Source organism: Luteimonas sp. A611 (assembly GCF_054072715.1).
On sequence record NZ_JBSVRP010000001.1, the window covers coordinates 98,804 to 118,441 of the forward strand.

The 19,638-nt window shown below is 70.5% G+C and carries 18 protein-coding genes; 10 read left to right on the forward strand and 8 right to left on the reverse strand.

Annotated features, from left to right (window positions below):
- Nucleotides 1–99: 99 nt before the first annotated feature.
- Both ACW5EG_RS00485 and ACW5EG_RS00490 read right to left on the reverse strand, forming a co-directional pair.
- A complete protein-coding gene (locus ACW5EG_RS00485) occupies nucleotides 100–1,173 on the reverse strand; it encodes a CmpA/NrtA family ABC transporter substrate-binding protein (RefSeq protein ID WP_457016569.1) in 1,074 nt (357 codons plus the stop codon).
- On the reverse strand, nucleotides 1,170–1,745 hold the full coding sequence (locus ACW5EG_RS00490) for an ANTAR domain-containing response regulator (RefSeq protein WP_457016571.1): 576 nt from the start codon (nucleotides 1,743–1,745) through the stop codon (nucleotides 1,170–1,172). Before ACW5EG_RS00490 ends, ACW5EG_RS00485 begins: the two co-directional genes overlap by 4 nt.
- Before the next feature lie 91 nt (nucleotides 1,746–1,836).
- On the opposite strand from ACW5EG_RS00490, the gene ACW5EG_RS00495 reads away from it, so the two are divergent.
- The gene (locus ACW5EG_RS00495) at nucleotides 1,837–2,826 is read left to right on the forward strand and encodes an NAD(P)-dependent oxidoreductase (RefSeq protein ID WP_457016573.1); all 990 of its coding nucleotides are present in this window, start codon (nucleotides 1,837–1,839) and stop codon (nucleotides 2,824–2,826) included.
- 153 nt (nucleotides 2,827–2,979) lie between these two features.
- Here the strand turns inward: ACW5EG_RS00495 and ACW5EG_RS00500 are convergent, their stop codons facing one another.
- Both ACW5EG_RS00500 and ACW5EG_RS00505 read right to left on the reverse strand, forming a co-directional pair.
- Nucleotides 2,980–4,716: a GAF domain-containing protein gene (locus tag ACW5EG_RS00500; protein ID WP_457016574.1), complete on the reverse strand. Its 1,737-nt coding sequence runs from the start codon at nucleotides 4,714–4,716 to the stop codon at nucleotides 2,980–2,982.
- Nucleotides 4,713–5,306, reverse strand: a complete 594-nt coding sequence (locus ACW5EG_RS00505) for a biliverdin-producing heme oxygenase (protein ID WP_457016576.1) — start codon at nucleotides 5,304–5,306, stop codon at nucleotides 4,713–4,715. Before ACW5EG_RS00505 ends, ACW5EG_RS00500 begins: the two co-directional genes overlap by 4 nt.
- Nucleotides 5,307–5,484: 178 nt before the next feature.
- Between ACW5EG_RS00505 and ACW5EG_RS00510 the strand changes: the two genes are divergently transcribed.
- On the forward strand, nucleotides 5,485–6,333 hold the full coding sequence (locus ACW5EG_RS00510) for an alpha/beta fold hydrolase (protein WP_457018364.1): 849 nt from the start codon (nucleotides 5,485–5,487) through the stop codon (nucleotides 6,331–6,333).
- Between the two features lie 19 nt (nucleotides 6,334–6,352).
- On the opposite strand, the gene ACW5EG_RS00515 is transcribed toward ACW5EG_RS00510, so the two are convergent.
- The 3 genes from ACW5EG_RS00515 to ACW5EG_RS00525 form a co-directional block, all read right to left on the reverse strand.
- Nucleotides 6,353–6,781 (reverse strand): YkgJ family cysteine cluster protein, encoded by a 429-nt coding sequence (locus tag ACW5EG_RS00515; protein ID WP_457016578.1) that lies wholly within the window; start codon nucleotides 6,779–6,781, stop codon nucleotides 6,353–6,355.
- A 66-nt stretch (nucleotides 6,782–6,847) separates the two neighbouring features.
- Nucleotides 6,848–7,513 (reverse strand): thiaminase II, encoded by a 666-nt coding sequence (tenA, locus tag ACW5EG_RS00520; protein ID WP_457016580.1) that lies wholly within the window; start codon nucleotides 7,511–7,513, stop codon nucleotides 6,848–6,850.
- Nucleotides 7,513–8,166: a TenA family protein gene (locus ACW5EG_RS00525; RefSeq protein WP_457020560.1), complete on the reverse strand. Its 654-nt coding sequence runs from the start codon at nucleotides 8,164–8,166 to the stop codon at nucleotides 7,513–7,515. The genes tenA and ACW5EG_RS00525 overlap by 1 nt, the downstream gene beginning before the upstream one ends.
- Nucleotides 8,167–8,272: 106 nt before the next feature.
- Between ACW5EG_RS00525 and ACW5EG_RS00530 the strand changes: the two genes are divergently transcribed.
- The gene (locus ACW5EG_RS00530) at nucleotides 8,273–10,045 is read left to right on the forward strand and encodes a fatty acid CoA ligase family protein (protein ID WP_457020561.1); all 1,773 of its coding nucleotides are present in this window, start codon (nucleotides 8,273–8,275) and stop codon (nucleotides 10,043–10,045) included.
- Nucleotides 10,046–10,048: 3 nt separating this feature from the next.
- Nucleotides 10,049–11,620, forward strand: coding sequence for a winged helix-turn-helix domain-containing protein (locus ACW5EG_RS00535; RefSeq protein ID WP_457016585.1), 1,572 nt, complete (start codon nucleotides 10,049–10,051; stop codon nucleotides 11,618–11,620).
- Here the strand turns inward: ACW5EG_RS00535 and ACW5EG_RS00540 are convergent.
- Nucleotides 11,604–12,725 carry a serine hydrolase domain-containing protein gene (locus ACW5EG_RS00540; RefSeq protein WP_457016587.1) on the reverse strand — a complete coding sequence of 374 codons (1,122 nt, stop codon included), beginning with the start codon at nucleotides 12,723–12,725 and terminating at the stop codon, nucleotides 11,604–11,606. The two genes, ACW5EG_RS00535 and ACW5EG_RS00540, sit on opposite strands and share 17 nt — an antisense overlap.
- 182 nt (nucleotides 12,726–12,907) lie before the next feature.
- Between ACW5EG_RS00540 and oleD the strand changes: the two genes are divergently transcribed.
- The 6 genes from oleD (at nucleotide 12,908) to ACW5EG_RS00570 (ending at nucleotide 19,591) form a co-directional block, all read left to right on the forward strand.
- A complete protein-coding gene (oleD, locus tag ACW5EG_RS00545; RefSeq protein WP_457016589.1) occupies nucleotides 12,908–13,915 on the forward strand; it encodes a 2-alkyl-3-oxoalkanoate reductase in 1,008 nt (335 codons plus the stop codon).
- Between the two features lie 119 nt (nucleotides 13,916–14,034).
- On the forward strand, nucleotides 14,035–14,193 hold the full coding sequence (locus ACW5EG_RS00550) for a DUF1328 domain-containing protein (protein WP_149102795.1): 159 nt from the start codon (nucleotides 14,035–14,037) through the stop codon (nucleotides 14,191–14,193).
- 202 nt (nucleotides 14,194–14,395) lie between these two features.
- Entirely contained in the window at nucleotides 14,396–15,037 is a 642-nt protein-coding gene (locus ACW5EG_RS00555; RefSeq protein WP_457016591.1) for a ubiquinone biosynthesis accessory factor UbiJ, read from the forward strand.
- Nucleotides 15,034–16,704 (forward strand): ubiquinone biosynthesis regulatory protein kinase UbiB, encoded by a 1,671-nt coding sequence (gene ubiB, locus ACW5EG_RS00560; protein WP_457016593.1) that lies wholly within the window; start codon nucleotides 15,034–15,036, stop codon nucleotides 16,702–16,704. Before ACW5EG_RS00555 ends, ubiB begins: the two co-directional genes overlap by 4 nt.
- Before the next feature lie 274 nt (nucleotides 16,705–16,978).
- Nucleotides 16,979–17,587: a hypothetical protein gene (locus tag ACW5EG_RS00565; RefSeq protein ID WP_457016594.1), complete on the forward strand. Its 609-nt coding sequence runs from the start codon at nucleotides 16,979–16,981 to the stop codon at nucleotides 17,585–17,587.
- Nucleotides 17,588–17,617: 30 nt separating this feature from the next.
- The gene (locus ACW5EG_RS00570; RefSeq protein WP_457020562.1) at nucleotides 17,618–19,591 is read left to right on the forward strand and encodes a hypothetical protein; all 1,974 of its coding nucleotides are present in this window, start codon (nucleotides 17,618–17,620) and stop codon (nucleotides 19,589–19,591) included.
- Nucleotides 19,592–19,638 lie beyond the last annotated feature (47 nt).

Consider the following 19,638-nt stretch of genomic DNA (forward strand, 5'->3'; position numbering starts at 1 on the left):
AGATTTCTCCCTGCGGTCGAAATGACAACGGGAGGCCGCAGTCGAAATGACAATGGACTGCAGTCGAAATGACAATGGGGAGGCGGACGGGCGGGAACCCTACTCCCAGCGCATGCCGTCAAACAGGACGCTGGTCCGCGACTCGCCCCGGGGCAGCGGCACGCCGACCTGCAGCGCGGCGAGCCGATAGCTGTCGAGGCGGTGGACCTCGGCCAGCAGCGCGTCGTCGCCGGTGGCGTCCGCCGGCAGCCAGCCCCAGCGGCGAAACTGGTGCAGGAACCAGCGCCCGTCCGAGAGCCAGGGGAAGTTGACCTCGCCGTCGCCGTGGAAGCGCAGCCGGCTGCCGCCGGGCGCGGCGCCGCCTGGCCGCAGGCAGTCGGCCAGGCAGGCCGCGGGCAAGTCGATGGCGCCGTCGGCCAGCCAGTGCGCGGCCTGGTTGCGGTGGTCTGGGTCTTCGTCGAGCCAGCGGCAGGCATCCAGCACGGCCGCGGTCAGTGCGGTGGCGGCCTCCGGCTCCAGGGCGGCAAAGCTGCGGCGGCAGGCGAGCACCTTTTCCGGATGGCCCGGCCAGAGCTGGTCGCTGCGCAGCACGCGCGCGCCTGCGCCCAGTGCTTCGGCCCGCGACGCCCAGGGTTCGCCCGCGCAGTAGCCCTCGATCTCGCCACGCGCGAGCGCCGCGGGCATCTCCGGTGGCGGCAGGGTCACCGCGCGCACGTCGTACAGCGGGTCCACCCCCTGCGCGGCGAGCCAGTAGTACAGCCACATCGCGTGGGTGCCGGTGGGGAAGGTCTGCGCCAGCGTGGGCCTGTGCGCCGGCACGCCCAGCGCCTGGCGCAGCGGCATGCCCGCCTGCAGGCGCTGCGCGATCGCGGGGGCGAGCACGATCGACTGGCCGTTGTGGTTGAGCACCATCAGCACCGCCATCGGCCCGCGCGGGCCGCCGATGCCGGTTTCGATGCCGTAGACCATGCCGGCCAGCGCATGTGATGCATCCAGTTCGCCGGACAGCAGCTTGTCGCGCACGGCGGCCCAGGAGCCCTGGCGCAGCAGCTCCAGGCGCAGGCCGTGGCGGCGGTCGAGGCCGAGCCGGACCGCGGCGACCAGCGGCGCGCAGTCCACCAGCGGCACGTAACCCACGCGCAGGCTGCGCAATCCGGCGCCGGTGCGCGTCATCCCAGCAGGTCCGCCATCGACAGGATCCGCCGCGCCAGCTCGGCCAGCTTCAGGTTCTGGCGCATCGCCTGCTGCCGAAGCGCGGCGTAGGCCTCGCGTTCGCTCATGCCGCGCTTCTCCATCAGCAGGCCCTTGGCCTGGTCGATCGCCTTGCGGTCATGCAGCTGTTGCTGCACCCCTTCGAGCTGCTGGCGCAGCTTCGCGTCCTGCTCGAAGCGCGCCAGCGCCAGCTGGATGATCGGTCGCAGCCGCGATGGCGCCAGGCCATCGACCACGTATGCCGCCACGCCGGCGCCGACCGCGGCGCGGATCAACTGCTCGTCGTCGTTGGCCGAGAACATCACCACCGGCCGCGGCGCGTGCCGGTGCAGCATCGCCAGCTGCTCCAGCGTGTCGCGCGAGGGCGAGTCGACGTCCAGGATCACCACGTCCGGCCGGTGCGTTTCCACCGCGCGCAGCAGCGCGGTCGGCCCCTCGATCCCGTCGAGCACCTCGTGCCCGGCCGCGACCAGCGCCGCGCGCAGGTCGCCGATGGGCTTGGCGGTGTCGTTGATCAGCAGGATGCGCGGCATGCGCGGCTCGGCGGCTGGCGGGGAGGGACGTTCGGCGTTATGTTGCCTTGCAACATAAGCGCAACAGGCGCCGATTGCCAAGGGAGTCGCGATGCCGCTCTACCCGATGTTTGCCGACCTGGCCGGTCGCGAGGTGCTGGTGGTGGGCGGCGGCGAGGTCGCGCTGCGCAAGATCGAGGCCCTGCTGCACGCTGGCGCGCGGGTGCGGGTGCACGCCCACGCACTGCATCCGGCGCTGGCCGGATGGCTGCGGGAAGGGCGGCTGGAGCGGCTGGACGGCGCGTTCGACGAGGCCTGGCTGGCGCGCGCCTGGCTGCTGGTGGTGGCCACCGACGATGCCTCGCTCAATGCGGGGATCGCGGCGCTGGCGGACGCGCGCGGCATGTTCGTCAACGTGGTCGACGATGCGGCGCTGTCGAGCTTCCAGGTGCCTGCGGTGATCGACCGCGCGCCGCTGCAGCTGGCGATCTCCTCCGGCGGCGCAGCGCCGATGCTGGCGCGGCGGCTGCGCGAACGGCTTGAGGTCGAACTCGATCCCTCGTTCGGTGCGCTCGCGCTGCTGTTCGCCCGCCACCGCGCCGCGATCCGCGAGCGCCTGCCCGACCTGGCGCGCCGCCGGCGCTGGTTCGATGCGGTGATCGATGGGGCGGTGCCGGCGCTGCTGCGCGGCGGACGCGATGCGGAGGCCGAGCAGGCCTTCGTGCGCATGCTCGAAGCGGGAGCGCCCGACGCGGATGGTGGACGCATCAGCCTGGTCGGCACCGGCCCGGGCGATCCCGGGCAGCTCACCCTGGCCGCGCTGCGCGCGATGAACCTCGCCGACGTGCTGGTGGTCGATGGCGAGGTGAGCGACGCGGTGCAGGCGCTGGCGCGCAAGGATGCGTCGCGCGAGCCGGCGCCGGCCGATCCATCCGCATGCGCGGCGCAGGTGCGGGCCCATGCGCGGGCCGGGCGCCACGCGGTCTGGCTGCGACCGGGGGACGGCTTTCGCTGCGCCCCGTTCGATGCGATTGCCGCCGGGCTCGGTCGCGACCCCTGGCCATGCGAACTGCATCCGGGCATCGCGCCGCGCGCCGACTGACGGGCGTGGCGAGACGCTAGGGCGACGCCGAAACTGTCATTTCGAGCGAAGCGAGAAATCTAGGCTATTGATTTTCTGAGATTGACCGGCTTCGCCGTTACAAAGCGCTTCTCACTGCGTTCGGAATGACAAACCGCGCTTTCCAGCCTTGCCTCAGCGCTTCGCCAGCGCGTCGCGGTCGTTGCCCGACGCCAGGACCAGCAACTGCAGGTCTTCCTCCAGCTGCGAGATCCGTTTGGCCAGCGCAGCCGTCTCGGTCGGGCTGACGTGGACCAGGCTCTCCAGCAGCTCGGACACCTGGCGCAGGCGCGTGCGATGTTCCTGCACCTCCAGGCGGCCGCGGCGGCCGCGCAGCGCGTCCGCTTCCGCCGCATGCACGCCCGGCCCCTGGTAGTGGTCGCGCAACGCCATCTGCAGGCGCGCGGCCATGCGCAGGTCGGCGTCGCTCCAGGGTTCGCTGGCGCCGCGCACGGTCTCGTGCCAGGTGGCGAAGCTGGCGCGCGGACCGATCCGCGTGCCGTTGGCGTCGATCTCGAACGGTTGGTCCGGACGCCCGGCCCAGCGCACCTCCTCGACTTCCTCGCAGCGGAAGAACAGCAGCCATTCGTCGCTCGCGGGGTCCAGCGGCAGCGCCAGCACGCCGGCGATGCCGTCGGTCGCGTCGGACTCCGCGCTCCACTCGGCTGCTCGCGCCGTGGTGACGGGCGCCCCGGCATGCGCCGCATGCGCCAGCCAGCCGCTGAGCGCGGCAATGCATGCAGCAGGTGGCGCGCGTCCGGCGGTCTGCCATTGCCCTGCCTGCAGCAGCGCCACGCCATCGGCCGGCACGGTGCGGCGCAGCAGTTCGAGTTCGCCGGGCAGGCAGGCCCGCCCGTTGCCGGACTCCGCCAGGCGCAGGGCGAGGGCGTCGCGGACGATGCGCGCCTCGTCCTCCATCCGCGTGGCTTCCTGCTGCTCGCGCGCAGCCACGCGCATCGATACGAACAGTCCGAACAGGTCGGCGGCCGCGCGCACGCCCGGCGGCACGTGGCGCACCTGTCGGTGGTGGCAGGCGATCAGTCCCCACAGGCGTCCGCCGGCGACGATCGAGATCGACATCGATGCGGCCACGCCCATGTTGGCCAGGTACTCCAGGTGCACCGGCGAGACGCTGCGCAGCGACATCTGGCTGAGGTCCAGCGGCTGGCCGCCTGCAGTGCGGTCGGGCAGCACCGGCACCGGCGCATAGCGCGCATCGGGGATGACGCGGATGCGGTTGTGCAGGTACAGGCGCCGGGCCTGCGCCGGGATGTCGGACGCCGGATAGCGCAGCCCCATGTAGGACGGCATCGCCGCGTCGCGCGACTCGGCCACCACCTCGCCCGAATCGTCGTGGCGGAAGCGATAGATCATCACCCGGTCGTAGCCGGTGAGCAGGCGCACCTGTTCGGCCGCGCGCTGATGGAAGCCCTCGTCCTGATCGCCCTGGGCCACGCGCGCGATCATCGCCTGCGCCACCACCGTGGGTGAGCGGTCGCCCCCGCCACGCTGCTGCGGCTCGATCTCGATGTGCACCAGGCCGTCGGCGGCATGCGCGCTCACTTCGCACAGCGCGGCCAGCGGGCCGATGTTGGCCACGGCCGCGCGCTGCGACGGGCCGCCCGGGTCGGCGAAACCCACCGTCTCGGCGATCGTCTGGATCACGTCGTCGGTGATGAACTCGCGCAGCGAGCGGCGCAGCATCGCCTCCGGCGCCACGCAGGAGAGCGCTTCGAGGTTGGCCGAGACATGATGGATCGACCAGTCCGGCAGGCGACAGCTGATGAGATACCCGTGCGGCTGGATCGCACCGGACAGGTGGATCGGCTCGCTCGCGCAGGTCTGCAGCGCACGTTCCAGTTCGTGGGTCATCGGCGCGGTTCCTTTGCAGCGGTGGCGGGAATTCGGTCGAAGCTGCGTTCGAAACAGGTGCGCACCAGGGCGAAGGCCGCGCGCGCGCCGGCCTCGGCCTGGGCCATGCGCGCTTCGTCGCTGGCGTCGATGGCCTGCAGGCGCTCACGCAGGCTGCTCCATTCATCGGAGGCGGCATGCTGCGCAAGGAAGGTGGCGCCCTGCGCGCCGTCGTAGCCCAGCCGCTGTGCGTCGCGCAGCAGGCTGCGCGCGCCCATGCTGCTGCCTGCCATCACGTAGCACCAGCCCAGCCGCTCCGCCGCGCCGGTTGCCGGGCGCTGCACGCCTTGCGCCGACAGCGGCAGCAGCGAGAGGCTGCCCAGGTCGCCGGCCAGCCACGCAGAGTGGCGCGGCGCGGCCTCGACCGCGATCTCGTAGTCGGCGGCGAAACGGTGCATGCCCAGCACGTAGCGGCGATATCCGGGGACCGAATCGAGTCCCTTGGCGAACATGCCGTCCACCTCCGCGTGCAGGTGTGCCGTGGCCGCGCGCAGTCGGGCATGCACCGCGCCGACGCGCGGCGCAGTGGTGATCGGGAGGGCAGGGATCATGCGGCCAGCATAACTGGAGCCCCGCCGCCGGCCCGGATGGCGATGTTCAGCCATGTGATGGCAGCGGCGTCGGCAACCTGCCGCTTACAATGCCCTCCCGCCTTCCGTTGCCGTGCCCGTGCGCTTCCCCGACTACGACTTTGCCAGCCACCACCTCGAAGTGCGTCCGGGCATCCGCATGCACTACATCGACGAGGGCCCGCGCGATGGCGAGGTCGTGGTCATGGTCCACGGAAATCCGTCGTGGAGCTATTACTGGCGGCACCTGGTCAACGGCCTGCGTGGACGCTACCGCTGCATCGTGCCCGACCACGTCGGCATGGGCCTGTCGGACAAGCCCGACGACGCGGCCGAAGCGCTGCCGCGCTACGACTACACACTGCAGTCGCGCGTCGACGACCTGGAAGCGCTGCTGGCGCACCTGGGCATCGATGGCCCGGTGACGCTGGCGGTGCACGACTGGGGCGGGATGATCGGGTTCGGCTGGGCGCTGTCGCACATGGCGCAGGTGCAGCGGCTGGTGGTGCTCAACACCGCCGCGTTCCCGATGCCGGCCGACAAGCCCATGCCCTGGCAGATCGCGCTGGGCCGCGACTACCAGCTCGGTGAACTGGTGATCCGCGGCTTCAACGCCTTCTCCGGCGGCGCCTCGTGGCTGGGCGTGGAGCGCCGCATGCCGGCCGAGGTGCGTCGCGCCTATGTCGCGCCCTACGACTCCTGGAAAAACCGCATCGCCACCGTGCGTTTCATGCAGGACATCCCGCTGTCGCCGAAGGACCGCGCCTGGCCGCTGCTGGAAGCCGCGGGCCGGCGCCTGCACCAATATGCCGACCGGCCGGCCTTCATCGGCTGGGGACTGAAGGACTTCGTGTTCGACCAGCATTTCCTCACGCGCTTCCGCGCCGAGCTGCCGCAGGCCGAGGTGATGGCCTTCGACGACGCCGGCCACTACGTGCTCGAGGACAAACACGAGCTGCTGGTGCCGGCAATCCGCCGCTTCCTCGACGCGCACCCGCTGGCGTCCTGACGGCAGGCGCTCGGCCTGCTCAGGCCGCCACCGGCGGCATCCGCGGCGTGGGCGGGCTGTTGCCGTTGTGGTCGGGACGATCGTCGTTGTCGGCCCCGTCGCGCCAGCGCCAGTCGGCGGCAGTGAGCGGCGGCATGCCGTGCACCAGCCGCGCCTTGTCGCACTGCGCGCTGGGCGCTCCGTACTCCCATGAGGCGTCCACTTCGCGGCATACGGACGGCCGTCGCGGGTGGATGGTGCAGCGCGAGTATTCGCCAATCCGCGCATCGAGCGCCACGCAGCGTACCGGCGCGCTGTAGGTGCCGCGCATGCACAGCCGGTGCGCGTCCAGGCGTTCGGTCATGGCGGCGGGCACCCCGCCCTCGGCGCTCTCGTCGGACTCCATCCAGTGGAACGCGACCCGGTACTGCGTACAGCAGGCGCCGCAGGTCAGGCAGGGGTGGGGCATGGGCGGCGCCGACGAGTGGGAAGCGGAATCTTCCAGCCCGCCGCCGTGCCGCGCAAGAAGCAGCCGTCAGGCGGCGTCCAGGCCCATCTGCCAGAAGCCCGCTTCCAGCCGCGCGGCCTTGGCGAAGATCGCCACCAGTTCCGGGAACCGCGCCTGGCTGCCGTAGCGCCGGTCCAGGTCATCCAGCCAGGCCCGCGCATCGACCGCGACCGCCTGGAAAGCCTCGCCGGCGTATTCGCCGATCCACTCGCGATAGGGGTGCGCCGCGTCGAGCGCGCCGATGCCCTGCGGTGCCAGGCGCCGGCCGATCTCCGCATAGCCCAGGGTGCAGGGCGTCAGCGCCACCTGCAGGTCGAGCAGGTCGCCGGACATGCCGATGTCCAGCACCCAGCGGGTATAGGCCACCGTCGCCGCGTGCTCCGGCGTGGCCTCGACGTCGGCCGCGGACAAACCCCAGCGTTCGCACAGGCGCAGGTGCAGCTGCATCTCGACGTCCACGATCGCCGCCAGTCCGTCCTTGGCCGCACGCATGTCGGCCAGGGTGCGCGCCTTGCATGCGGCCAGCGCATGCGCGCGCGCGAACTGGATCAGGAACAGGTAGTCCTGCACCAGGTAGCGGCGGAACGCCTCGGCCGGCAGGCTGCCGTCGCCGAGGCCGCGCACGAAGGCGTGGTCGATGTAGGCGTTCCAATCGTCGGCGGCCGCCGCCTTGAGCCGATCCAGCAGCGACATCAGCCGCCCTCCGTGTCGTAGACGGCGTCGAAGAACGCCAGCTCCAGGTTCACCGCGCGGCGGAAGAAATCCTGCGCCAGCGCCTCTTCCGCCGGCCCCACCCGGTCGAACTCCTCGCGCAGGAAGGCGACGAAGCTGTGGAAGAACGGGTTGTCGTGCAGGATGATCCACTCGGCGTGGACGAAGTTGTCCGGCAGTGGCTGCGGCGCGCGCGTGGCCCAGTCCAGGTACAGGCCCTCGGCGACGTTGAGCACGGCCAGTGCGGCGGCGTAGGAGCGCGTTGCCGCGGCCTCGCGCATCAGCGCCTTGAATCCGGCGGTGGGGGCGGCGTCGGGCACCGACACGCGGGTGTCCGCGTCCACGCCCAGCGCCTCGAACGCGCGCAGGAAGTAGTTGTTCTCCTCGCTGCAGACCATGCCCGCGAAGCGGCCCAAGCGCAGCCGCGCCTCGAAACTGTCGGCTTCGGCGATGGCTGCGCCCAGCAGGGTCACGAAGGCGTCGATGAAGCGATGGTCCTGCACCAGGTAGCGTGCCATCGCGGCATCGTCGATGCGCCCGCTGCACAGCTCGCGGACGAAGCGGTGCTGTACCGCGCGGCTCCAGGCCGGCTCGGTGCCGGCGCGCAGGCGTTCGCTGAAACCTTGTCCGACCATGGAGCGTCCCCCGATGAAGCGCGGCGCGGTGCGCGGCCGGCGGGATTGTCGGCGAGCGGGCGGCTTCCGTCCATGCGCGCGGCGCGCGCTCGGCGATAATCCGGCCATGACCGCCCCCTGCAACATCGCCGCGGCCCTGCCGCGGCTGGCCGCCGAAGCGCCGGACCGTGTCGCCATGCACTGCCCCGGCGCGCGCGGCGACTACGCCGTTTCGCTCAGCTACGGCGAGCTGGATGCGCGCAGCGACGCCATCGCCGCCGGGCTGGCGCAGCGCGGCATCGTGCGCGGCACGCGCACGGTGCTGATGGTGCGGCCGACGCCGGAGTTCTTCCTGCTGATGTTCGCGCTGTTCAAGGCCGGCGCGGTGCCGGTGCTGGTGGATCCGGGCATCGACCGGCGCGCGCTGCGCCAGTGCCTGGACGAAGCCGCGCCCGACGCCTTCATCGGCATCCCGCTGGCGCAGTTCGCGCGCGTGCTGCTGGGCTGGGCGAAGTCGGCGCGCGTGCGCGTCACCACCGGGCGCCGCGCGCTGCTGGCCGACGCCACGCTTGCGCAGGTCGAACGCGACGGTGCCGGCGCCGGCCCGCAGCTGAGCGACACCGCGCCCGATGACGTCGCCGCGATCCTGTTCACCAGCGGTTCGACCGGCGTGCCCAAGGGCGTGGTGTACCGGCATCGGCATTTCGTCGCGCAGATCGCGATGCTGCGCGACGCGTTCGGCATTGCCGCCGGCGGCGTCGATTTCCCGACCTTCCCGCCGTTCGCGCTGTTCGATCCCGCGCTGGGGCTGACCTCGATCATTCCCGACATGGACCCCACCCGCCCCGCCGATGCCGATCCGGTGAAACTGCATGCGGCAATCGCGCGCTTCGGCGTCGACCAGCTGTTCGGCTCGCCCGCGCTGATGCGGGTGCTGGCCGACCACGGCGCGCCGCTGCCGAACGTCAGGCGCGTGACCTCTGCCGGCGCGCCGGTGCCGCCGGAGGTGGTGGCGAGGATGCTGCAGCTGCTGCCGGACGATGCGCGCTTGTGGACGCCGTATGGCGCCACCGAATGCCTGCCGGTGGCGGTGATCGAAGGCCGCGAGCTGCTGCAGCTGCGCGAGCGCACAGAACAGGGGGCAGGTACCTGCGTCGGCTGGCCGGTGGCGCCAAACGAGGTCCGCATCATCCGGATCAGCGACGCGGCGATCGAGGAATGGTCGGACGACCTGCTGGTCGCGCCGGGCGAGGTGGGCGAAATCACCGTGGCCGGACCAAGCGTGACCGACAGCTACTTCAACCGCGATGCGCAGACGCGGCTGGCCAAGATCGGCGAGAAGGTGGTTGCCGCGGCTCCGGTGGCCCCCACCCAACCCTGTCCCGTAGGCGGGGGAGGGCTTTCGGACACGCTGGGCGCCAATGCTTCCCCACGCGAGGAGCGGCTCCCTCCCCCGCCTGCGGGGGAGGGCTGGGGTGGGGGCCAGCCGAAGGCGCGCATCGTCCACCGCATGGGCGACCTCGGCTGGTTCGACGACGAAGGCCGGCTCTGGTTCTGCGGCCGCAAGTCGCACCGGGTCGAAACCGTGGGCGGGCCGCTCTACAGCGAACAGGTCGAGCCGGTGTTCAACGTCCATCCCGACGTGCGTCGCACCGCACTGGTCGGCGTTGGCGCGCAGGGCGCGCAGCAGCCGGTGCTGTGCGTGGAAGTCAATGCAGGCGTCGGCGCCGCGCAGCACGCACGCATCGCGCAGGAGCTGCGTGCCATCGGCGCACGCCATCCGCACACCGTGCGCATCGACACCGTGCTGTTCCACCCGCGCTTCCCGCTCGATATCCGCCACAACGCGAAGATCGGTCGAGAGACGCTGGCCGCTTGGGCGGCGATGCAGGCGGGCTAGACGATGCCCGACGCAAGGCAACCTCCGCAGCACTACCGTCTCGACGACCTGCTCATCGATATCACGCGCCAGCAAGTCGTGCGCGATGGCGTTGAACAAGCGGGCGTGTCGGGTTTGAGCTTCCGGCTGTTGCACTACCTGTTGCAGCAGGGCACTCGCGTGGTCGGCTTCGACGAACTGATCGACGGGGTCTGGGCGCCGGCGCATGTCGGCGAGGAGACCGTGACCCAGCGAGTGAAGTTGCTGCGCCATGCGCTGGGCGACGATGGCCGGAAGGCGCGCTATGTGCGTTCCGTGCGCGGACAGGGCTACCAGCTCTGCAGTGCGCCGCAGCCGATCGATCCACCCGTCCCGCTTGCACCAGGCGGCCGCCGCTATCGTGCACTGCTTCCGGCGGCTCTCGTCGTGCTGGCCATGCTGGCAGCGCTGGCCTGGTGGCTGTGGCCGCGCTCGCCGTCGCCGGCGCCATCGCCGCTGCTGCAGCGTGCCGCCTATTACGCCGGCATCGGCCAGCGCGACAACAACGAGCGTGCGATCGCCTTGTTCCGGCAGCGCCTGCAGGAAGCGCCCGACGACAGCGCTGCGCTGCTCGGTCTGAGCCGGGCATACGCTGCGCGGGCCTGCCTCTACAACGGCAGTCCGGACGACACCGTCATGGCGGAGACGCTCGCCCGGCGCGTGATCGCGCGCGCGCCGGCGAACGCCAACGCGCACGCTGCGCTCGCGTACGCATTCGATTGCCGTGGCGATGTGGCCGCCGCGCTCGCCGGCTACGAGCGCGCGGTGGCGCTGGATCCGGCAGCCGATGCCAGCCGGGCGTCGGCTGCTTACCTCTACGAACGCCGAGGCCGGCTCGCCGATGCGCTCTCGGCGAACCTGGCAGTACGTGAGCCGGAGAAAGTGCGGTTCCTTGCACTGCAGGTGGCCTCGAACCTCTCGCTGCTCGGTTACGCCGCCGAGGCCGAAATGCGTTACCGGCACAGCTTCCAGCTGTACCCCGACAACGTGTTCTCCAATCTCGCCTGGCCGACCTTCCTGTTCAACCATGGCCGCGCTGGCGAGGCCCAGGCCGCGCTCGACCAAGCCATGGCCCGCGGCACCGAGCACGCGGGACTGCACCTGCTCGCTGCGGAGCTCGCATTGTCGCGTGGCGACGGCGACGAGGCGAAGCGCGCGGTCCGGCGCGCCAGCGCGCTGAGCCCGCAAGGCAGCTGGCCCGCCACGATGGCCTGGGCCATGGGCGCCGAGCCCATCCCGCCGCCTGCCCGGCTGCTGGAGCGCGCGCAAGCCCTGATTGCCGGGCTGGCCCAGGGAAGCGACGCCTGGGATGGCATCGATGCCTGCCTGCTGTTCGAGCTCGCCGGCGATCGCGATTCCGCCTTCGCGGCGCTGCATGCCGCCATCGCCGCCGGTTATGCCGATGCAGGCTACCTGCGCGCCTCGCCGCTGTTCGCTGGCTTGCGCAACGCCCCCGCGTTCGAGGGCGCGCTGGCCGGGATCACGGCCAGCGTCGACCGCGAGCGAGACGCTGCGCGCGCCGCAGGATCCTTGGCCATGGTCACGGCAACGCCTTGAGCACGTAGTCGCGCATCAGTCCTTGCGTTTCCTGGTGCATGCCCTGCTGGTTGAATCGGGTGCGGGTCACGACCACGACAAGCCGCTCATCGGGCACCGCGAACACGTAGTTGCCGCCGTTGCCCGCCATTGCCCAGGCGTATCGCTGCCGGCCGTCCGCCGCGTCGAAGGCGAAGCGCCACAGCAGGTATCCGTAGTCGGCGTCGAACGACGTGGACGCGTGCACGGTAGTCATGTCTCGGATCCAGTCGGCAGGCAAGACCTGGTGGCCGCGCCATCGACCGCCATCGACCAGCAGTTGGCCAAGCTTGGCGAGATCACGGCTGCGGTAGCCGACACCGCCACCTCCCATGCCCGTTCCCTCCGCGGAGCGTTGCCATTGCGACGCTTCGATGCCCAGCGGACGTTCGAGCGCTTCGGCGGCGAATGCAGACAAGGGCTGGTGGCTTGCGCGCTCGATGATCGCTCCCAGCACGAAGGGATTGGCGGTGCAGTATGCGAAGGATCGGCCATGCGGGCTGTCTTCCGGGCGTGTCATCCAGGCTGCGTAGCCGCGCATTGGCAGATCCAGCGCAAACTGGACCCAGTCTGCGCTGAGGTACATCCGTTCCTCGTGGCCCGAAGAAAACTCGTTGTTGTCGTCGCATTCCCACTGCGCACTCATCGTCAACAGGTCTTCGACGGTGAACGCGGCCTTGGCAGGATCGGGATGCGCCCAGGCGCGCTCGGCGAAGAAGCCGTAGACCGATGCGTCGACGCCCGTGATCAGTCGCCGCTCGATCGCGGCCCCGACCAGCATCGCGGTGACGCTCTTGGTCGCCGAGCGGGTGTTGTGCAGGGTCTGCCGGTCCGCGTCATTGAAATAGCGCTCGTACACCAGCGCGCCGTCGTGGGCGATCAGCACGCTGGTGGTGCCGGGAATGGTGTCGTCCGCGATGGCGGCCACCATGGCGTCGAGCCGTTCGCCGTCCCAGCCGCGCGCCAGGGCGTCCGCCACTGGCCAGCCGTCGTCCAGCTGGACCGGCGCGCCAGCCCGCGAGGTGGGCGACAGCATGAGTAGGCCTGCGGCCACCAGGGAGAAAAATGTCGTGGGTCGGTATCTCATCGAAGCGCCTCTTCATCAGGGTCGCCAGTCCATCCGAAGGCCGTCTGAAGTGCCTGACGCGACGATGAAGATTTATGAAGTTCTTGCGGCACAAGCACTTGGCGCCGATTGGATCCGGCTGGAAATCGCAATCGTCTGGCCCAGTCGCTATCGTGTGCGTCCTTCTGGAACCGGATGGGCGCATGAGAATCCTGGTCACCGGCGGTGGTGGCTTCCTGGGCCAGGCCCTGTGCCGCGGCCTGGTCGAGCGCGGACACGAGGTGTCGAGCTTCAACCGCGGCCACTATCCGCAGCTCGATACGCTGGGCGTGCGCCAGATCCGCGGCGACCTCGCCGATCGCGAGGCGATGCTGGCCGCGGCGGGCGGCGCCGAGGCGATCTTTCACAACGCCGCCAAGGCCGGCGCCTGGGGCAGCCATGACAGCTACTACTCGGCCAATGTCACCGGCACGCAGAACGTGCTCGATGCCTGCCGGACGCACGGCATCGGCCGCCTGGTCTACACCTCCACCCCCAGCGTCACCCACCGCAAGACCCATCCGGTCGAGGGCGGGACCGCCGACAGCGTGCCCTACGGCGAGGGATTCAAGGCGCCCTACGCGACCACCAAGACCATCGCCGAGAAGGCGGTGCTGGCAGCCAACGATGCCGACCTCGCCACCGTCGCCCTGCGCCCGCGCCTGATCTGGGGCCCGGGCGACCAGCAGATCCTGCCGCGGCTGGTGGAGCGCGCCAAGGCCGGCCGCCTGCGCTTCGTCGGCGGCGGCCACAACCGGATCGACACGACCTATATCGACAATGCCGCGCAGGCGCACTTCGATGCGTTCGAGCACCTCGCGCCAGGCGCCGCCTGCGCTGGCAAGGCCTACTTCATCAGCAACGGCGAACCGATGCCCACGCGCGAGATCGTCAATGCGCTGCTCGCCGCCGCCGGCGCACCGCAGGTGGAAGGCTCGATCCCCTTCGGCGTGGCCTACGCGATCGGCGCGGCCTGCGAGACGCTGTGGTCGATGCTGCGGCTCAAGGGCGAGCCGCCGATGACGCGCTTCCTGGCCGAGCAGCTCAGCACCACGCACTGGTATTCGATGGAGCCGGCGCGGCGCGACTTCGGCTACGTGCCGCGCGTGCCGATCGCCGAAGGCCTGCGCCGCCTGCAGGCAGCATGGCGGGGCGACGCACCCGCAGGGTAACGGCCAAGTGCTTCACAGCAGCCTCACCCGGCTCTCACCGATCCGCGACCGGGCCTGCCGTAGCGTAGACGTGCATTCATTCCACGGCCCGCATGGGCCCACTTCACGGAGACGCTTTCATGCTCAGGTACGCCGTCATTTTCTTCGTCATCGCCCTTATCGCCGCCGTACTCGGCTTCAGCGGAGTCGCCGGTGCCGCCACCAACATCGCCTGGATCCTGTTTGTCGTGTTCGTGATCCTGGCCATCGTTTCGCTGCTGCGTGGAAAGCGGGTCTGACCTGACTCCAACGTTCTCGAGAAGGCCCGCCGCGAGGCGGGCCTTTTTCATGGTTGTTTCCTGATCGGGTGAGCTGTTGGCGGAGGTTGCGGGGCATTCCCGGGCGTGTTCCCACTGCGCCGCGGCTCCGGCCGAAGCTGCCCACCAGGCGACCAACCAGCTTCGACGCGCCGCCACGCAGCCCACCGCTACAATGCCGCGCATGGCCAGCCCCCCCTCTCCATTCGACGCGCTCAAGCCCATCGCCGGTCGCGCGCTGGAGGCCGCGCTCAACCGTGCGATCGCGCTGGACGCGGACACCCGCGCCGCGCTGGCGCGCCTGGACGGCCGCGTGGTCGAGCTGACGCTCGCCGCTCCGCCGCTCGCCCTGCAGCTGCGCGTCGACGGCGAGCGCATCGCGGTCGGTCCGGTCGATGCCACCGCCGAACCCGACCTCGCCGTGCGCACCACGCTTGGCGGCCTCCTCGGCCAGCTGCCGTTCCTGCGCCGCGACGACGCGCCCGCCGTGGGCCGCGTCCGCGTCTCTGGCGATGCGGAGCTGGCGCGCAGCCTGCAGCGCCTGGCCGAACGCTTCGACCCGGACTGGCAGCAGCCCTTCGTCAGCGTGTTCGGCGAGATCATCGGCGTGCAGGTCGCCAATGCCATTGCCGGTGCCCTGGCACAGGCGCGCAGCGTGGGCGGCCAGTTCGCGCGCAGCGCCGCCGAATACGTCACCGAGGAGTCGCGCGACGTGGTCCCGCGCGCCGAACTCGAAGCCTTCCTCGACGACGTCGACGGCCTGCGCGACGACGTCGACCGCATCGCCGCGCGGGTCTCGCGCCTGTCGGCTGGGGGCGCGCCTTGAGCAGCGTGCTGCGCGCCGCGCGCATCGGCCGCGTGCTGCTGCGCTACCGGCTCGATTCCCTGCTCGACGACACCGCGGCCGAGCGCTGGCTCAAGCTGATGCGGCCGTTCGTGCCGCGCGCATCGGCCGCCATCGCGGCGCAGTCGCGCGGCACCCGCCTGCGCCTGGCGCTGCAGGAGCTGGGGCCGATCTTCGTCAAGTTCGGGCAGATCCTCTCCACCCGCCGCGACCTGCTGCCGCCGGACATCGTCGACGACCTGGCGCTGCTGCAGGACCAGGTCGCACCATTCGACGGCGAAGTGGCGCGCACGATCGTCGAGGGCGCGCTCGGCGCGCCGATCGGCGAACTGTTCGCCAGCTTCGACATCGTGCCGCTGGCCTCGGCCTCGATCGCGCAGGTGCATGCGGCGCACCTGCATCCGGTCGGCGACGCGCCGGGGCGCGAGGTGGTGGTCAAGGTGCTGCGCCCGCAGATCGCGAAGCAGATCGCCAGCGATATCGGCCTGCTGCACAGCCTGGCCGGACTGGTCGCCCGCACCCACCCCAACGCCGACAAGATCCGTCCGCGCGAAGTGGTCGCCGAGGTCGAGAACACGCTGGCCGCCGAGATCGACCTGCAGCGCGAGGGCGCCAACGCCTCGGTGCTGCGCCGACTCTGGCTGCAATCGCCCGACCTGTACGTGCCCGAGCCGATCTGGAGCCACACCACCGTCGAGGTGCTCACGCTCGAGCGCGTGCGCGGCATCAACAGCGACGACATCAAGGCGCTGGATGCGGCCGGCATCGACCGCCGCGCGCTCGCCGCCAAGGGCGTGCGGGTGTTCTACACACAGGTCTTCCGCGACAACTTCTTCCATGCCGACGCCCACGCCGGCAACATCTGGGTCGACCCGGACCGCAAGGCCAACCCGCGCTTCATCGCGCTCGATTTCGGGATCATGGGCCAGCTCTCCAGCGAGGACCAGTACTACCTCGCCGAGAACTTCATGGCGATCTTCAACAAGGACTACCGGCGCATCGCCGAGCTGCACATGCAGGCCGGCTGGATGCCCTCGCACATCCGCATCGACGAGCTTGAAGCCGCGGTGCGCTCGGTGTGCGAGCCGTACTTCACCCGGCCGCTGTCGGAGATCTCGCTGGGCGAGGTGCTGGGCAAGCTGTTCCGCACCGCGCAGCGCTACGAACTGACCCTGCAGCCGCAGCTGATCCTGCTGCAGAAGACCCTGCTCACCATCGAGGGCATCGGCCGCCTGCTCGACCCGAAGATCGACATCTGGGCGGTGGCGCGGCCGGTGCTCGAACGCATCCTGGTCGAACGCTACAGCCCGCAGAAGCTGGCGTCCGAGTTCCGCAAGCGGCTGCCCGAACTCATCACCAAGGCGCCGGAAATGCCGCGCCTGCTGCACGCCTGGCTGCAGCAGCAGGTCGAGGGCCGGCACGAGCTGCGGATGCGCTCGCAGGACATCGTCGAGATCACGCAGACGCTCAAGGCGCTGCAGCGGCGCATGGTCGCCGCGATCCTCGGCGTCGGCCTGCTCGTGGTCGCGGCGGTGCTGTACGCACTTGAAGCCGGCGGCCCATCGTTCGTCGGCGTCCCGCTGTCGGCCTGGGTTGCTGGCGTCGGCGGAATCTGGTCGATCCTCGCCGCGCTGCCGCGGCGCGGTTAGGCGCCCTCCCGGGGCCGCTGAAAGCCGCGTCCTCGTCCCTTCCGTGCAGCGCTCTTCAACAGCCGAAGGCCGCTGGCCAGGCGGGAATCAGGTGTCTGGCGCCAGCGACCGGGACGGATGCGGTCACATCCGCCTCACACCCCCGTCTGGGTTCGGAACGACGCCGGAAGCTGGCATCATGCACGCCGGCCCGCGTCGCTTGCGGCCAGCGATGCCGGCGAACGGACGCCACGCTGCACGCAGCGCGCAGGTACGAGAGGGATTCGGAGGGGACGTGACGCTATTCCTGACAACCAGCCTGGGTTATCCCACGCTCGCCTACAGCGTCGTGCTGGGTGGGCTGCTGCTGTTCTGGCTGGTCGCGGCGCTGGGCATGCTCGGCATCGACGCGCTGGACCTGGATGGCGGAGACGGCGGCGGCATGGTCTCGCGCCTCGGCCTTGACGGCCTGCCCACGCTGCTGGTGCTGAGCGTGCTGGTGTTCCTGGCCTGGATCATCACCTACTTCGCCCACCTGTTCTTCCTCTCGCCGCTGCCGGCGCTGCTGCGCTACGGCCTGGGCACGGTGCTGCTGCTGCTCGCGCCGGTGCCGGCGATCCTGCTGACGGCGATGCTGCTGCGCCCGCTGCGCCGCGTCGTGCTGCGCATGCGGCCGGTGCCGGCGGCGTCGCTGCTGGGGCGGGTCGCGATCGTGCGCACGCCGGGCGTCGACGCAGGCCACGGCATGGCCGAACTCGATGACGGCGGCGCCGGCCTGATCCTGCAGGTGCGCCACGACGGCGCGGTGACCATTGCGCGCGGCGATCGCGTCGTGCTGCTCGACCACGATGCGCAGGCCAACACCTGGCGGGTGATGGCCGAGCGCGACTACCACACCCTCTGACATACCCGAACGTTCCCCAGGAGCCGCTTCATGGAACTCGCACTGCTTGGCCCCTTCCTCGTCGGCGCTGTCGGCATCGCCGTCCTGCTCGTCGTGCTGGCGATCATCTTCAAGTCCTTCTACAAGAAGGTCGACCAGGGCACCGCGCTGATCGTCAACGACATGAGCGCGCAGCCGAAGGTGCACTTCACTGGCGCCCTGATCATCCCGGTGCTGTACCGCGCCGAGCTGATGAAGATCAGCCTGATCACCCTGCAGATCGACCGCCGCGGCAAGGAGGGCCTGATCTGCCGCGACAACATGCGCGCCGACATCGCGGTGGCCTTCTACCTGCGCGTCAACGAGACCCAGGCCGACGTGCTGCGCGTGGCCAAGGCGCTGGGCGCCGACCGCGCCTCCGACAAGCACGCGGTGGACGAGCTGTTCAACGCCAAGTTCTCCGAGGCGCTCAAGACGGTGGGCAAGAAGTTCGAGTTCACCGAGCTGTTCGAGAAGCGCCAGGAGTTTCGCGACGAGATCATCAAGGTCATTGGCAACGACCTCAACGGCTACGTGCTCGAGGACGTGGCGATCGACTACCTCGAGCAGACGCCCAAGCACGTGCTCGACCCGAGCAACATCCTCGACGCCGAGGGCATCCGCAAGATCACCGAGCTGACCGCCTCGCAGAACGTGATCACCAACGAGCTGTCGCAGAACGAACACCTGGCGATCACCAAGAAGAACGTCGAGACCCGCGAGGCCACGCTGTCGCTGGAGCGCCAGCAGGCCGAGGCCGAGGCGCGGCAGAAGCGCGAGATCGAGACCATCCAGGCGCGCGAGACCGCCGAGACCCAGCGCGTGCAGGAAGAGCAGCGGCAGTTGGCCGAGGCCGCGCGCATCGAGGCGCAGCAGCTGATTGACATCCGCGACCAGAACCGGATGCGCGAGGTGGAAGTGGCCGAGCAGAACCGCCAGCGCGCCGTGGCCATCGAGGCCGAGCGCGTGGTGCGTGCGCGCCAGCTCGAGCAGGTGACCACCGACCGCGAGGTGCAGCTGCAGGGCGTGGAGCGCGACAAGGTGGTCGAGCAGGGCCGGATGGACGTGGCCAACATCACCCGCGAGCGCATCGCCATCGACAAGACCGTGGCCCAGGAGGAGGAGCGCATCAAGGAGGTGCGCGAGGTCTCCGAGGCCGACCGCCTCAAGCAGATCGCGATTCTCGAAGCCGAGGCGCGCGCGCAGCAGGCGCTGCTGGAGTCGGTGAAGAAGGCCGAGGCCGGCGAAGCCGCCGCCCGCCACAGGGCGGTCGAGATCACCACGCTGGCGCAGGCCGAGCTCGAGGCGGCCAATCGCCAGGCCGAGGCCAAGAAGGTGATCGCCGAGGGCGTGCGCGCCGAGCGCGCGGCGCCGGGGCTGGCCGAGGCGCAGGTGCGGGAGGCCGGCGCGGTGGCGATCGAGAAGGTCGGCATCGCCGAGGCGCGCGTGGTCGATGCGATGGCGGATGCCAACTTCAAGCAGGGTGCGGCCGAGGCCAAGGTGCTGGCCGAGAAGCTGGGCGCGCAGGCGCAGGGCGAGGAGCAGATGGGCCGCGCCAGGGCGGCCGCAGTCGAATCGATCGGCTCGGCCGAGGCCGAGGTCGTCGGCAGGAAGCTGGCCGCCGAGGCCGAGGGCCTGACCCGCAAGTTCCTGGCACTCGATTCGCTCAGCGAAAACGCGCGCGCGCACGAGGAGTACCGCATGGCGCTCGACACCAGCCTCAAGCAGGCGCTGGCCTCGATCGAGGCGGGCAAGGAAGTGTCGAAGGAGAACGCGGAAGTCATCGCCACCGCGCTGCGCAACGCCGACATCGACCTGGTCGGCGGCGACGGCGGCATGTTCGACAGCCTGGTGCGGGCGATCTCGCTGGGCAAGTCGATCGAAGGCCTGGCCGACAAGAGCCCGGTGGTGCAGGAGCTGATGCAGAAGTACCTGGGCGTGGGCCTGAATCGCGGGCTGCCGAAGGCGGACGCTGCCGCGAGCTGACGCTGAAACTCCCTCCCTCGCACGGCGGGGACGGGAGATGAAGACAC

Bases quoted from the DNA above. Each gene is read 5' to 3' on its own strand.
- ACW5EG_RS00495 (WP_457016573.1), top strand. From the start codon at position 1,837: ATGCCGCTCTACCCGATGTTTGCCGACCTGGCCGGTCGCGAGGTGCTG.
- ACW5EG_RS00570 (WP_457020562.1), top strand. From the start codon at position 17,618: ATGGAACTCGCACTGCTTGGCCCCTTCCTCGTCGGCGCTGTCGGCATC.
- ACW5EG_RS00530 (WP_457020561.1), top strand. From the start codon at position 8,273: ATGACCGCCCCCTGCAACATCGCCGCGGCCCTGCCGCGGCTGGCCGCC.
- ACW5EG_RS00485 (WP_457016569.1), bottom strand. From the start codon at position 1,173: ATGACGCGCACCGGCGCCGGATTGCGCAGCCTGCGCGTGGGTTACGTG.
- ACW5EG_RS00535 (WP_457016585.1), top strand. From the start codon at position 10,049: ATGCCCGACGCAAGGCAACCTCCGCAGCACTACCGTCTCGACGACCTG.
- ACW5EG_RS00540 (WP_457016587.1), bottom strand. From the start codon at position 12,725: ATGAGATACCGACCCACGACATTTTTCTCCCTGGTGGCCGCAGGCCTA.
- ACW5EG_RS00555 (WP_457016591.1), top strand. From the start codon at position 14,396: ATGGCCAGCCCCCCCTCTCCATTCGACGCGCTCAAGCCCATCGCCGGT.
- ACW5EG_RS00490 (WP_457016571.1), bottom strand. From the start codon at position 1,745: ATGCCGCGCATCCTGCTGATCAACGACACCGCCAAGCCCATCGGCGAC.
- ACW5EG_RS00550 (WP_149102795.1), top strand. From the start codon at position 14,035: ATGCTCAGGTACGCCGTCATTTTCTTCGTCATCGCCCTTATCGCCGCC.
- ACW5EG_RS00500 (WP_457016574.1), bottom strand. From the start codon at position 4,716: ATGACCCACGAACTGGAACGTGCGCTGCAGACCTGCGCGAGCGAGCCG.
- ACW5EG_RS00510 (WP_457018364.1), top strand. From the start codon at position 5,485: ATGCACTACATCGACGAGGGCCCGCGCGATGGCGAGGTCGTGGTCATG.
- oleD (WP_457016589.1), top strand. From the start codon at position 12,908: ATGAGAATCCTGGTCACCGGCGGTGGTGGCTTCCTGGGCCAGGCCCTG.
- ACW5EG_RS00515 (WP_457016578.1), bottom strand. From the start codon at position 6,781: ATGCCCCACCCCTGCCTGACCTGCGGCGCCTGCTGTACGCAGTACCGG.
- ACW5EG_RS00525 (WP_457020560.1), bottom strand. From the start codon at position 8,166: ATGGTCGGACAAGGTTTCAGCGAACGCCTGCGCGCCGGCACCGAGCCG.
- ACW5EG_RS00505 (WP_457016576.1), bottom strand. From the start codon at position 5,306: ATGATCCCTGCCCTCCCGATCACCACTGCGCCGCGCGTCGGCGCGGTG.
- tenA (WP_457016580.1), bottom strand. From the start codon at position 7,513: ATGTCGCTGCTGGATCGGCTCAAGGCGGCGGCCGCCGACGATTGGAAC.